The sequence below is a fragment of the Lewinella sp. genome (genome assembly GCF_050633125.1).
In the GTDB taxonomy this organism is placed as follows: domain Bacteria; phylum Bacteroidota; class Bacteroidia; order Chitinophagales; family Saprospiraceae; genus Lewinella.
The window spans coordinates 16,386-30,225 of sequence record NZ_JBOEFX010000110.1 but is presented as its reverse complement, the minus strand read 5'-3'; the positions used below and the strand labels follow the sequence as shown (position 1 = coordinate 30,225).

The following is a 13,840-nucleotide window of genomic DNA, read 5'->3' as shown; positions in this document are numbered from 1 at the left end:
AAAAAAATAAACAGCTTAGAACTTTACTCCCCATCCATGCTTCTGCGTTGCACGGCACCCAGCCCCGAATTAGGGCTAATTAAACAAAGAAAAGAATCAAACGGAAACTTGATTAAACCAATAAACATTAATCGAAAAGGAGAAGTAGTAGGCTTACAGTCAAAAAGATACTGGGTCTATCTCCTTGGAGGATGGGGAATTAATATCGGTGGCTTCATGCTTCGACTGAAGAATGTTGCTAACGGAGAAACCGTAGAATGTAAAAAAGCCTTTTTCCGTGTCCAGGCCTATGCCTACAATAGAAGAGCAAAGAGAATATTCAAATTTGACATTAAGCAGCCAGGTGACTATGAAGTAATATTTGTGAATGCCAATACTCTGCAAGTAAAAAGATCAAATCTGCCTATTTTTTCATCCTTTATTAAGCCCACTTCAAACATTAAACTAAAGGTGTTGATCACAGAGAAAACTGGATTTTCGCCATTCATTGATTGAGTTTTCTTGGGATAGAATAGGGGTCGTGAAGTCATCAAAATCTTTTAAAGATAGACATATTGGATAGCGAATGGACTGACAAAAATATGCTACTTGCATATTTCCAAGCTATAGTAGATTATTTTGAAAAGAAAAAAATTACAGCTCGCTTCTACTAGTCCTACAAAAAAACTCTCCCTTCTACTCCAAGAGACCGATTCATTACCACGCATCCCTTTTATCGCAGAGTGTTCAATTTGACAACAGAGGAGTGTGATACTTTGGAGGCCGGTATTCACGACCCACCCTCTAGCTCCCTCCCTTTTGATGGAGGGAGAATTTGCGACGTCTAAAGTGTTGATTTTGCAAATGTTCCGATAATTTTTTTGACTATGACTTGATGGTTTACAAAAGCCCCTCGCCTGGTCAGGGAGGGGTTGGCGTGGGTCCTGAATACACGCTAAAATCCGTCATACCTATATCACAGCAAATCCCCCCTACCATTTACCACTATAAAAAGAGAACGGGTAGATAAATGCTTTCGCATCTATCTACCCGTCTCTGTACCAAGTACCTAATACAAAGTACCTCGTACCTTAAACATTACTGTTTCACAAATCGCTGTGGCTGTAATTCTCCATTCACTTCGATGAGGAGATAATACATACCAGGACGCAACTGAGAAATGTCAATCGTTTGCTGGTTATTATCCAACTTGATCTGGCGTAACTGCTGGCCGGTAGCCGTCATTACACGAATAGACTGCATATTGGCAACTGAACGAACGTTCAGAACATCCTGTGCAGGGTTCGGGAAGAGCTGTACATTATTATTGCCTTCTTCCATGCTCACACCACTGAAATCAACAGGTGGCTGGCTGTATTCCGTGTTACCTCCATCCAATTCGGTCGTAGTCACAACAGTTCCTCCTTCTACCAGAGCACCAGAGTTAGCTGTTACTGTAACCTGGTCAATGTAGATATGGTCAGAGTTAGCACTCGCATCACACTGGAAGCGAATCTGAGCATTACTAGGGAAGGTGTAGTTAGCAGCGCTAATGGTTACCGTTGTGGTATAGAAGCCATTGTTGTTGAAACTAGTTCCACTTGCCCAGGCAGCTACTGTTGTCCAGCTAGAACCATTGTAATAGCGTAACCAGAAGTCTTCTCCAGATTCCATGCCGTAAGCGTAGAAGTAGAATTCAACATCAATAGTACTGTAACCAGACAAGTTTAATGTAGGAGAGGTCATCGCTGAAGCAGTACCAGAGTTATCTCTGATACGGATAGATCTGCTACCCTCGTAAGAACGTGATCCACTGTAACGGTAACAGTCGGAGCCACCATCAGCCCAGCCGTCCCAGCCAGTCTCAAAGTAAGAACCAAGTAGTACGGTACTTCCACCGCCACCACAAGGTGCACAATCAGGACCGCCACAATCTACACCAGTCTCGTCACCGTTCTGAATACCATCAAAACAAGTAGGACAAGCAGCACAGTCAGGACCGCCACAATCTACACCGGTTTCGTTACCGTTCTGGATACCATCAAAACAGGTAGGACAAGCAGCACAATCAGGGCCACCACAGTCAACACCGGTCTCATTACCATTCTGAATACCATCCGTACAAGTAGGTGCAGGGCCGCTACCTAGACAGAAGTTGGTTGTTTCGCTAGATCCGAAAGAACCACCAGAAGCTTCGGTGCCACCACTAGAAGTAACCGTATAGCTACCATTGCCATAAGAACAGCAAATACCGTCTCCGTAAGTATCATTGATCGTAAAGTCATAACAACCATCTACCAAACAAAGATTCTCTACTACAGTAGAACCATCAGGCTGTGAGCCATAAGTTCCGCCTGAAGCAACAACAGAACCACCAGCATTGGTGATTGTCCAGCTCGTTTCTTCTGGGTAGTTATCCAAAGTGATCGTTACCGTCACTGCATTATCATTACAAGGGCCAGCACATGGTGCACAATTCGAGCCACCACAATCTACACCGGTTTCGTCACCATTCTGGATGCCATCACTACAAGTAGGGCCAGCAACACCACAAGAAGCAGACAAACAGCTGGCATTAGCTACTGTATTACGAATAACATTGCCTGGCTGAGGGCCAAAGCCTTGCGTAAAGTCGATACCAGTGGTAAGGTGACAGTAACTCATAATCGTACCGCCGCCAGAAGGGCTACCTGGTAAAGAACAACTTCCTTCAACACCACCAGCACAACCGTCAATAGCCGTGCCGTTGCCATTCCAAACACAAGCGTGGGTATGGCGCGAGCCAATAAGGTGACCCATTTCGTGCGTCACTACCATCACAGTAAAGGAATAAGTAGGGACATTGCTGTAAGAAGCATCGATACTACTAAAACACTTAGAGTTATCAACATTAGAATTACAAATACCAGCAAAACCAGCAGCAATACCACCGCTAGCTTGGTAAGAAACCAAGTGACTAAGGTCGCCATTGAAAGATCCTGTATTTGACTGGTAAGAACTCAACATTGCACTAGAGCTACTGCCAGAATAAGGAGCTGGTGTATCCCAAGCCTTGATTTCAGAAATGCCCATTTCCAGGCTTTCGTTAGCATAAAGGGTAATGGTCTCGTTGAATACCCCTGTTACATAATTGGTAGCACCAGTTACGCCGCCTTTATTCGTTACGATATCATCATCGATTTCGATGTATACCTGAATACAGTCTCCTGTTGCTCTTGACTCCGAGTACTGTAAATCACTTGGTGCGTACACTTCGCCATCATCAGGGGTGGCACAGTCCAAGTCTTGTGGCTGTAGGAAATAACGATCATTATAAATAAGGTGCTCACTGTTTGGAGCCCCTTCAACGATACCAATCACGTAGTTGCCGTATTCTGTACTGATTAAGCCGTGTAGCTCATTGTCAAAAACACTTAGTGCTACAACTGCTGTCGGATCACCATTCATGGTACCCGCGTAGTAAAGCCCAGGTGTATAATCCACATTTCTTCCGCTACTAGTGGTTAGTACAAAACCATCGGAAAGAACCTTATTAGGAATCAGCGTAACAACAACATCCCCTTGATCTGGCAAAGGAAAAGTAAGGCTTAGTACCTCTGGGCGTTCCTGCTGGAGGTTACGAATAGCCTCACGGTCAAGTGAAACGATCAATCCTTCTGTAAGAACATCCGTAGGAATATCCAGGTCTTTTAAATCCTGATCTGTGGTTGTTACAAGTGTATATTCACTTACGTCATTCTTGGCAACAGCCTTCGTTACCCTTTCGGCAACAGCTCCTTGCCCAAATGCCAGTACTGGCGCAAACAATAGTAATAGTAAATAGTGTGCGAATTTCATACTAGATAGTTTAGATGATGAATAGAAGTGACTCAGTGACTTACCTTCACAGGTAAACCCAGTAGCCTAAATCGGTATAAATATGGTTTTAAAACAATGTACTTTCTCTCGTGCAGTTCCTCAATGTTGCCCCAAGATATCTTTTTTTCATTTATTTGCACAAAAACAAGTATTTTAATTTAATTAAATTAAAAATCTAAATTATTCAATTTTAAATATTGTAAAATATACAATAAGCAATATTTTCTAAAATCACAACACTTCACACCACTACCAATACCTCACTGTTCTAAACGAAACCACCCCGAACCTTACCAGATGGAAGATTCGGGGTGGCAACAATATTTATTAATATTGTCCGCTAAGAACTATACTGTTACAGATTCACACGACCATAGCGCACGCCATCATCGTATTGAACTACATAAGCATTAGGGTATTCACTCTTGATTTGATCAAGCGCAAAAGTAACTTCTGACTGGCTAAAGTAATCTCCTACCAATACTCTCGTCAAGCTACGCGAAGGAATATACTCTGTTGCTACTTCACCATAATTTGACAACGTAGAAAATCTACTATTCCCTGAATCGTAGGTTTTCAATGCCCCAATCTGGATACGGAAGTAGCGCCCCTGATAACGCTTGGCACTAGAAGTATAAGCAAGGTTATCCTTAGCCGAAGTTCCATTAGCTGTGTATTCTTCGCCAGCCATACCCATCATTGTACCAGGGTTTATTACTGGGCTGGTAGGAGTCGTCGTCGGAGAAGTGCTATTGTTATTATTATCAACTTCAGACATAAACCCGCCGTCCTTGGTTCCTGTGTTGTTTCCTGCTGGATTTGTAACCGGATCAACGAAGGTGCCTTCTGTCGCTTGCAAAAACAATGGTTGCCCATAAGCAAAGGTCGATGGATCATCTGTTGCAAATACGTAGCCTCCCGGCTGGTAACCGCTGCGCTCGATTTCTACCCGAAAACGACGGTTAGGCAGGAGCTCAAACAGGTAATTGCCTGCTGCAAAATCTTTTTTGATCAGTAAATTTTCGTTACCATCATCAAAAATCTGGTACAAGGACACCGATATATTATTGATTAACGCCCCGGTAGCCTGATCATAAACATTGGCCTTGAGCGTAATCTGGCGGCCGCCTACTGAAAATTCAAAAACATCCTGGTTGCGCGTATTGGTTTTCTCTCCCCCAAAAACTCGGTTTGAAGTAAAGTAGCCACCAAAACCCGAAGGATTGCGCACGTAGCCCGAGTCATCGGCAGAAGAGTTTACAGGAAGCCCCATGTTTTCCGGCGCAGTCCAACTTACCTCTCCTCCATTCGAGCGAAAGACATCCAAGCCTCCAATAGAAGGATGGCCATTGGATGAGAAATACAGAATACCTTCTTCTGCATTATAATAAGGTGTGATTTCATCACCCAAACTATTGATCACCGGTCCCAAGTTCACAGGGAAGGTGTAATCCGTATTATCTGCACCTAAATCACGGGTTACATACCACAGATCAAGCCCACCACGGCCACCTTCGCGATTAGACGCAAAAATGATGTATTCCTGCCCATTGCTGTGAGCGACGGTAGGGGTGGTAGAATTAACACCTTTTACGTTGATAAAGTCAGGAAGTCGCTCGGGAGCAGTCCAGCCATTAGCAGAACGTTTGGTCAGGTAAATCTCGCAGCGTGTATTGAAGCCATTCCAGCCGCCATCATTATTACAGATGGTAAAGTAGAAACGCTGATTGTCCGGAGACATCGCTCCGTTGGCATACTGCCCGCCCTGTACAACAGGGAAGCCAGATGGGTTAGCTGCCTTGGTCCAGTTACGTCCCTGGCGCTGGCTTTCGTAAATACGTGCTTGCCCACCAATGGTAGACGTAAAGTAAAGCACATCTTCACTTACGGCTACAGGCGCAAAGTCATCACTGTCAGAGTTAACCGTACTTCCTGGGTGCAGGATCTCCATTCTACGGTCCATTTTAGAGGCCATATCTCTGGTGAGGTCAAGGCCTTTCAGCTCTACCCGTACAATATCTTGTAAAATAGCTTTATCCGGACCGGTGTATCCATCGGCTGCAGCCTGAAATGCGGTACGAGCCTTGTCGTACTGACCGTCCCGCTTGAGGGCCCGTGCGTACTTAAGTAGCACCAATTGGTCATCATTAAAGTTGGCAGGTACGTGCTGGTAGGCAGCAGCAGCATTGCGGTAATCATTAAGGCGATAGAAAATATCTGCCGCTTTATAGATATATTCTTCTTTGCTCTGTTTTTGCTCCCAGGCCGCCCGGTAGTTTTCCGCAGCAGCGAAAAGATCACCTTCTTTCTCTAGTTGCTCCGCTAGCTTGCGGTGCTTACGCCAAGACATTTCCTGCGCTTGTACCGCAGAAAAACTCAGACTTAAGGTTACTAAAACCAATAATAAATTGCGAATCATCATATCCAAGAGGGTTGTCGGTTCTCCGTATTTATGGTAAAATTGTTCTAAGAACGATAATTAATTGTTAAAAGTTGTTCGATGACTGGTGCAAAATGCCGGTGCTCTAGTTCTAAAACCTTTCGGGCAATGGCTTCCGCATCATCTTCCGGCTCTAAGGAGCAGCTCGTCTGAAAAATCACCCGCCCTTCATCGTAGTGCTCATTCACATAGTGAATCGTAATACCGCTCTCTGCTTCACCAGCAGCTTGAACGGCTTGGTGTACGTATTTTCCATACATTCCTTTACCTCCATATTTTGGCAATAAAGCAGGATGAATATTCACTATCTTACGAGGAAAGTGGCGCACCAAATAGTCAGGCACTAGCCATAAGAAACCAGCTAATACAATGAGATCAATACCACGCAATTGTGCAAGTAACTCCTCTGTCTCGTAAAAAGAACTCCGCTTTAGGACAAGCGTCGGTATCCCATGCTCCGCTGCCATATCCAAAACTGGTGCTGTAGCTTTATTGGAGACCACGAGGTTTACTTCAATAGAAGGATGGCCTTTAAAATGTTCAACAATCTTCCGGGCATTAGACCCTGTACCAGAAGCAAAAATGGCGATTCTTTGCACGCTTTTGTGGCTTGTTTTTCAACCTGCAAGTTAACGCTTTTTTAGTACTGACAAGAAGTAAGTCTCTGTTTTAAAAACAGCTTCATTTTACCAGACCTGCTTTCTCCAAAATAAATCGTAATATTGACTAGACTAGATTTAGGAAAACGCTCAATAGTTATGTTCAAACATCTACGTTACCTCCTCTTCTTGGGGTTATTTTTTTATTTTCTTGCTCCGGGAAAAGCACAGCAACTACGTATACAAGAGATAAGTCTTAATTTAGAGCAAGCTACCATTGAAGAGGCTTTAACCAAGTTAGCAGAACAATACCAAATTCGCTTTTATTACACGCCCATCGACTTCCCCTCTCAGCGCCTTGATTACCTTTATCAAAACACACCATTAGCCAGCGCCCTGGAAGAACTATTAGCCCCTGCTTCACTGGGTTATTTTATTTATCGTGATCAGTCGATCGCTATTTTGCCACAGGAAAACATTGCCAAACTAACAGCTTATCGCGAACAATTTTACCAAGCTTTGGATGGCCAACTTCAAAAAGGCACCTCTCCACAAGACGTCATCACCATCGGCAATGACCAGCCTAGCCAAGAAGGTTCCTCCGCTAAAATAGTAGGCCGCCTAGTCGATGCCAATACGGGTGAACCCATCATCGGTGCTACTGTTTTCTGGCCAGAAATTCAGAACGGCACCGTGAGCGACAGCCGGGGACTATGGGAGACAAATATCCCTCCGGGCAATCAATACGAGCTACAAATTCAGTACATAGGGTATGGCAGTTTTAGCCGTCAGTTTCAAATTATCGGCGATGGATTCCTCGACATCAAATTACTCCCCGTAGCAACCGACCTCGCTACGGTTATCGTCTTGGCCGAAGCCCAGGATGATAACGTGAGCAGCACCCAGGCCGGACTAAGCACCTTTTCTGTTCGTAGTATCAAAGACCTGCCTACCTTGCTAGGCGAGGCCGATGTCGTACGGAGTGTACTAACGACAGCAGGAGTAAACTCTATCGGCGAAGGCGCTACTGGTTTCAATGTTCGTGGCGGAGCCGTCGACCAAAACCTGATCCTTCAAGGAGGGAGTATTCTTTTCAATGCCTCCCACGCGCTAGGGTTTTATTCAACCATTAACCCGGAAATCATCCAGGATGTAGCACTTTACAAAAGCATCCTGCCCGCAGAATACGGTGGGCGACTATCTTCTGTTCTACAGGTAGATATGCGACGAGGCAAACAGACGGGATCTCGCGTCGCGGGAGGTTTAGGGCCAGTAACGGCTAAACTAAGTGCAGAGGGAGCTTTTGCTGAAGGAAAAGGTACTTACCTGCTAGGCCTTAGAGGTGCTTCTGCCAACTGGTTGTTACGCCAAGTCAACGACATTCCTATCAGCAGAAGCGAAGCGACCTTTTTTGATGGCAACCTATTGCTGCACTACGACCTTACCGAGAAAGACCAGCTGCGCCTGAGCCTCTACCGTGCAGGTGATGACTTTTCTTACAACCAGGAATTTGGTTTCAACTACAAAACAGCATCGGCAGAAGTCAACTATACCCGTAAAATCAAAGAAGAGCTTTCCTCTGAATTGAGCTTGGTCGCCAACCGCTTGAGTAGCTCCCGCACCGACTTGGCAGGAGCTGAAAGCGGTGCTTTACTCACTGGTATCACCTATTACAAGCTCAAGGAAGTTATTCGCCACCAAGAGGAAGACTGGAGCTGGACGGCAGGCCTTGAAACCATTTTATATCATGTTCCTGGCCAGGAACAAACGCCACAAGGACCAACATCTACCCTCCCTAATTTGAAGCTGGAGGATGAAAAAGGATGGGAATCCGCCCTTTTTGGAGAGGTCAATTGGCAACCCAGGGAACAGCTTTCCGTCAAAGTTGGCCTGCGCATCAACGACTACCAATACCTTGGTGGCCGAACACTTTTGGAGTATGGCCCCGATGGCAACTATGACCTTAGCAACGTCGTAGATACCCTCCAATACGCTTCAGGCGAAACCATCGAGTCTTATTTCACCATCGAACCACGCCTTTCTCTCCGTTACCAACTCTCTCCTGAGCAATCTGTTCGAGGCGGTTATAGCAGAACTTCACAGTTTGTCAATCAGGTTTTTAACACCGACACGCCTACGCCTCAGAGCCAGTTTCAGTTGAGCACACCTTATATCAAGCCTTTTTTAGCACACAATTTCTCACTGGGTTATTTCCGCAACTTCCGGAAAAATCGCTGGGAAACAGCTGTCGAAGGTTTCTATCGCGCGATTGATCAACTTTGGGATTATCAGGATTTTGCTGCGCTAAACCTTAATCCACATCTCGAAACAGAACTATTGGATGGACAGGGACGAGCCTACGGAGTAGAAGCCAGTATCAAAGGACGCAGCCTACGATTCGACGGACAAGTAAGCTATACTTGGTCGCGTACCGAACGGCAAATTGCGGGGATAAATCAAGGCAATTGGTATCCCAGTAATTTTGACCAGCCGCACAACATTAACCTAAGTTTCAAATACCGCATTGATGAACGGCAATCACTCAGCGCTAATTTCACTTTCGCGAGTGGACGGCCAACAACCGCCCCTATTGTCAGCTACACCAATGGCAATACTATCGTTGTCCCGATCTATACAGAACGCAATCAGTTGCGAATTCCGGATTATCACCGATTAGATCTTTCCTACAATATCGGAATGAATAAAAACAAAGAAAAGGGCTTTAAAACCAGCTGGAACTTTACGCTTTACAATGTTTATGGACGAAAAAACCCTTTCTCCGTATTTTATACCCAACGAGTCAATCAACGACGGGACTTTATAGCAAATCGACTGGCTATTTTAGGAACGATATTCCCCTCGGTGAGCTTCAACTTTGAGTTTCTTTGAACCACCAAAGGGCACCAAAGAAGGGTAGATTACTAGGTTAAATCACGAATTTAACTATGTTTTTATTGAACCACATGAGGGATTATAAGGGCATTTAAGGAAGGTCGTATAGCCCCGACGCAGGTAAAAACCTACGCCTAACAAGGGGAAATTCACGAATTTGCCCGAAAAGATTTATTTACGCAGCAAGCAAAAATATGGACAGATTACTTTACAGCCTACTATTTATGCTCGTGCTCTTTGCGCCAGCTTGCCTGGACGAGATAGAGATAGAAAACGCCGACCGTCCGGAGGATGGCTACGTGGTGCAAGCCAAGCTGATACAAGGCTCACCATCTTATGTAGAGGTAAAAGTGGAGCAGCTTTTCTTCTACACCAGCAACATCAACCGGCCAGTCAACAATGCCCTTGTTAGTTTGATAAAGAATACCGGCGAGCGCTACGAGTTTCAGGATATTCCACTAGATGGTATCTACAGTGCCTATCTGGAGCAAGTAGATTTCCCCGTGACCGTAGGGCAAGAATACCGGATCGAGGTCGAAATCACACCTGAGATCAGATTGCAATCCGACTGGGACAAAGTACACGCCACCCCGATGGCCGACCATATCAGTTGGGGTTTCACAGAAATAGAAACAATCTCTGTCGACGGACTTATCAGCCGCAGTCCAGGTATCCAAATCAACATTACTTCCCCCATCACTACGGCTGCCGAAAGGGCCCGCTTGCGTTGGGAATTCATTGATGCCTATCAGGTGACAGACAACCTTAATTTCACCTGCTATATAGAGAACCCCTATCAAAACAGCAAGCTGTTTTTATTAGATGGCAATACGGTCGCACCTGATACCATCAGGGATTATCCGCTATTTACCGACCGGTTAGGCATTCGGCATATTGAGGGGTACTATCTGAGTGTATTTCAGCAGGCCCTGAGCCCCGAGGCTTTTAATTATTGGGAACAAGTAGCGGCGCTACTCGAACGCGAGGGCACTGTTTTCGACAATCCCGCAGGCACCGTCAGTTCTAACATCAACAACCCTGCCGATAGCACCCAACTCGTCTATGGTTTCTTCTCCGCTTATTCACAGGATACACTGCGTCGCTTTTTCACGCGAGAAGAAATGGGTAATCTTAATTTTTACTGCCCCCGCCCTCCAACCAGCCAAGCTCCGCCACCTGTTACTGTTTGCGATGGATGCATTGACGCTCTTGGTTCCTCTTACAACAAACCCTACTACTGGCAATAAGGTCCATTATGAAAAAAATACTCCTACTGCATTTATTCTTTTTTGTATTAGAGGGAATGGCCTTTGCCCAAGGCAGTCGCTCACTCCAAAGTAGTTGGCTGCACCTCGACAAGCCTTTTTATGTCACAGAAGACGACCTGGGCTTCCAGCTTTACCTTGCCCCGGAGTTTGCAAAAGAAAGCATCGTCATCCAATCCATTCTTTTCGATGCGACTGGCGAACCTCAGCTCTATGCCTATTGGTCAAATCAACGAAAAAGTACGGTTCCTGGGAAAATGCTACTCCCGGCAGGTTTATCTACCGGATGGTACTACCTTTCCTTCCGGGTCTGGGACCGCGAACGACAAACCGAGCGCGTTCTACTACAAGCTCCTTTGGCGGTATACAACGATCAGGAAACCATTATTGCGGAAACGGTAAGCCAACAAGAACCAAGTCGGCAAACAGCTCCGGTTGTCATTCCTGAGAAAGAATTAACCATCAATATTGCCAACCTCCCGGAAAACGCCCTGGCTGGCGGCGAAATAAGTCTCGAATTGCAAATCACTGATCGTCGAAACCGACCTACAAGTGCCGAAGTCTCCGTCAGCGTTACCGACTGGGGGCTCATGGGCGCATCTATGGCAATGGGCATGGACAATTTGCAACAGAGTGATTCTTTACGCGTTGTTACACCAGCCAACCTTATTGGTACTACTTTCTGGCAGGGCATCCACCTTGAGGAAGATGGCCGCCCTGCTACCGCTCAACCGTTAGTCGCTATGATTTCGGATCGGGAACAAACCATAAACACAGATACTCGGGGGCGTTTCGTCTGGCAACAGCCCATTACAGCAAACCGTAGCCGCATGGGGTTTCTTAGCGAAAACGACCAACCTGTAAGGGTCCGCTTTCTACCCGCTCCGGGCCGGCTGGCATTGGGAGAGTTATTTTACACCCCTGCCGCATTTCGCTATCTGGAAATCAATCGCCAACGAAAAATTATTAAAAACCTTCTCCCAAGAAAAGAAGTACCTCTATTTATTGACGACTATCAGAATGATGTCAAACCTTTCGGTGGACCTTACCAATTGGCTGGCGTAAATCCTGCCCGGCAACTAAACTGGGCATACACCCCGACAGCAGCTTCATTGCCTGCCTCAACGACCATTTTTTGGTCTACGGGTAACCAAACGACAAGCAATGGAGTGCTTGACATAAAGTATGCCCACCCTCCCGAGGCAACGACTTATCGCATTGATGTGGTGGCCCAGGATGCCGAGGGGCGACGCGGACGGACGACCGTTTATTATAGGGTTAAATAAGGAACAGCACGAAAATACTAAACGCCTAACCGATCAATCATCCAACTGTGCTTGTACCCTTTCCAACTCCTGAATCACGGGCGGATAAACGCTCTTTGCCGATCGTCGATTGAGCCAATATACAAACCCATAAAAAACAGCCACCGAGACCAATGTTCCAACCTTTTCACGCGGCGTTATTGGCAGCAAGTCTAGTAAAGCTGGCGACCAATCATAGGCAGCAGGATCTCCAATGCCCACAATGAAAATAATATTCATAACGAAAGGAGGCAGTAGATACCACCATAAAACAGATTGCAGTAACTGCTGCTGATTTTTAAAGAATATTTTCTGCTCTTGTAACTGTTCCCGAAAAGAAGAGGCCATATTTACCGCAACCAGCTCTTTTCTCGCACGCCTTAGTTTATAGATGATGAAAATAAATATCAGCACCGCTAAAAGGCAAGCAACTTTGGTAATCGGAAAAGGTATCTCGTAAGCGAAGTAACTAAAAATCACTATTCCAATAAGAGAAGCAATAATTTCTCTCCGGTCTCGTGCTCGAATATTGCCTTCGATCCGATCCGTTTTATGTTGAAGGTCTATCATAAGTCTTGCTAAATCAAAGTTAATTTGCGCTTTGGTGGAAGTATCTTTCCAAATTTCTTTTAATTGCTCTTCTAACATCTCACAATAGTTTTCTCGTTATACATTGAAATAACTTCTCTCTGATTCTCTTCATTTTTACAGCTACGTGATTCTCTGTCAGACCCGTAATTTGACTGATTTCCCGGTAAGAAAGTTCCTCTAGGTAAAGTATAATCAATGATTGATCCGCTTCTTTCAAGGAAGAGATGCATTCATAAAGTGCTTGGTGTTTTTCTTGTTGATGATGATCAGGAGGAGAAGAGGAAGGGACAAACTGGATCGCATCTAGCCTTATCGTTTGACGATTACTGCGATTAAATTTCAATTTGGCGCGATAACAAACATTTAGCGCCACCCGATACGCCCAAGTACTGGCCTTTGACTTCCCTTGGAAACTCGGCAATGATTTCCACAAATGATAAACAACCTCCTGAAAAAGATCCTGAGGCTCGACAGGAGCTACAGCATAAATGCTACAAATCCGATAAATACTGGCTTTGTTCTCTTCGAGAATCTCTTTAAATGTCTGCGCTGGTGGTATAACCTCTTTTTTCATTATTTCTCATCATCCTTCTATTTACTTAGTGACACGCCGAGGAGAAATATGACAGAGAAATCTATTTTTTCCTTATAATCGCTATCAACTCTCAATCTACTTCTTCATAATCAATATACTCATCATCAAAATTGGCCTGTCTGGGCTCATCTTCATGACTGTTATTACTTGTAGTCCTGCCCTGATCAATAACTGGCGGTGCAATAAAAAAGCGGTATACGAAATAAACCAACAACCCGGTGAGGATAAATTTTATCATGATTCGAGGGGTACTTTTTAGCTAATAAAGCAAAGTTACGAATTTGAGTTAAACGAAAATTTAACATCTCATTCGCTTA

General features: G+C 45.0%; 10 protein-coding genes. 4 read left to right on the top strand and 6 right to left on the bottom strand.

Annotated elements, in window-relative coordinates:
- A partial coding sequence (locus ACRBG0_RS21995) for a hypothetical protein (protein ID WP_431489000.1) occupies positions 1–495 on the top strand: 495 nt, incomplete at its 5' end.
- A gap of 582 nt (positions 496–1,077) precedes the next feature.
- Here ACRBG0_RS21995 and ACRBG0_RS21990 read toward each other — a convergent pair.
- The 3 genes from ACRBG0_RS21990 to ACRBG0_RS21980 all read right to left on the bottom strand — a co-directional run bounded on the left by ACRBG0_RS21990 (position 1,078) and on the right by ACRBG0_RS21980 (position 6,876).
- The gene (locus ACRBG0_RS21990; RefSeq protein ID WP_431488999.1) at positions 1,078–3,816 is read right to left on the bottom strand and encodes a zinc-dependent metalloprotease; all 2,739 of its coding nucleotides are present in this window, start codon (positions 3,814–3,816) and stop codon (positions 1,078–1,080) included.
- Positions 3,817–4,192: 376 nt separating this feature from the next.
- Positions 4,193–6,259 carry an SPOR domain-containing protein gene (locus ACRBG0_RS21985; protein ID WP_431488998.1) on the bottom strand — a complete coding sequence of 689 codons (2,067 nt, stop codon included), beginning with the start codon at positions 6,257–6,259 and terminating at the stop codon, positions 4,193–4,195.
- A gap of 44 nt (positions 6,260–6,303) precedes the next feature.
- On the bottom strand, positions 6,304–6,876 hold the full coding sequence (locus ACRBG0_RS21980) for a phosphoribosylglycinamide formyltransferase (RefSeq protein WP_431488997.1): 573 nt from the start codon (positions 6,874–6,876) through the stop codon (positions 6,304–6,306).
- Between the two features lie 159 nt (positions 6,877–7,035).
- On the opposite strand from ACRBG0_RS21980, the gene ACRBG0_RS21975 reads away from it, so the two are divergent.
- From ACRBG0_RS21975 to ACRBG0_RS21965, 3 genes are all read left to right on the top strand, one after another.
- Positions 7,036–9,765, top strand: coding sequence for a TonB-dependent receptor (locus ACRBG0_RS21975; RefSeq protein ID WP_431488996.1), 2,730 nt, complete (start codon positions 7,036–7,038; stop codon positions 9,763–9,765).
- A gap of 197 nt (positions 9,766–9,962) precedes the next feature.
- The gene (locus ACRBG0_RS21970; protein ID WP_431488995.1) at positions 9,963–11,015 is read left to right on the top strand and encodes a DUF4249 family protein; all 1,053 of its coding nucleotides are present in this window, start codon (positions 9,963–9,965) and stop codon (positions 11,013–11,015) included.
- An 8-nt stretch (positions 11,016–11,023) separates the two neighbouring features.
- Positions 11,024–12,319, top strand: coding sequence for a hypothetical protein (locus ACRBG0_RS21965; protein WP_431488994.1), 1,296 nt, complete (start codon positions 11,024–11,026; stop codon positions 12,317–12,319).
- Positions 12,320–12,352: 33 nt separating this feature from the next.
- Here the strand turns inward: ACRBG0_RS21965 and ACRBG0_RS21960 are convergent, their stop codons facing one another.
- The 3 genes from ACRBG0_RS21960 to ACRBG0_RS21950 all read right to left on the bottom strand — a co-directional run bounded on the left by ACRBG0_RS21960 (position 12,353) and on the right by ACRBG0_RS21950 (position 13,761).
- The gene (locus ACRBG0_RS21960) at positions 12,353–12,985 is read right to left on the bottom strand and encodes a hypothetical protein (RefSeq protein ID WP_431488993.1); all 633 of its coding nucleotides are present in this window, start codon (positions 12,983–12,985) and stop codon (positions 12,353–12,355) included.
- A gap of 1 nt (position 12,986) precedes the next feature.
- A complete protein-coding gene (locus ACRBG0_RS21955) occupies positions 12,987–13,502 on the bottom strand; it encodes an RNA polymerase sigma factor (RefSeq protein WP_431488992.1) in 516 nt (171 codons plus the stop codon).
- A 91-nt stretch (positions 13,503–13,593) separates the two neighbouring features.
- Complete coding sequence (locus ACRBG0_RS21950; protein WP_431488991.1) at positions 13,594–13,761, bottom strand: hypothetical protein; 168 nt, start codon at positions 13,759–13,761, stop codon at positions 13,594–13,596.
- Positions 13,762–13,840 lie beyond the last annotated feature (79 nt).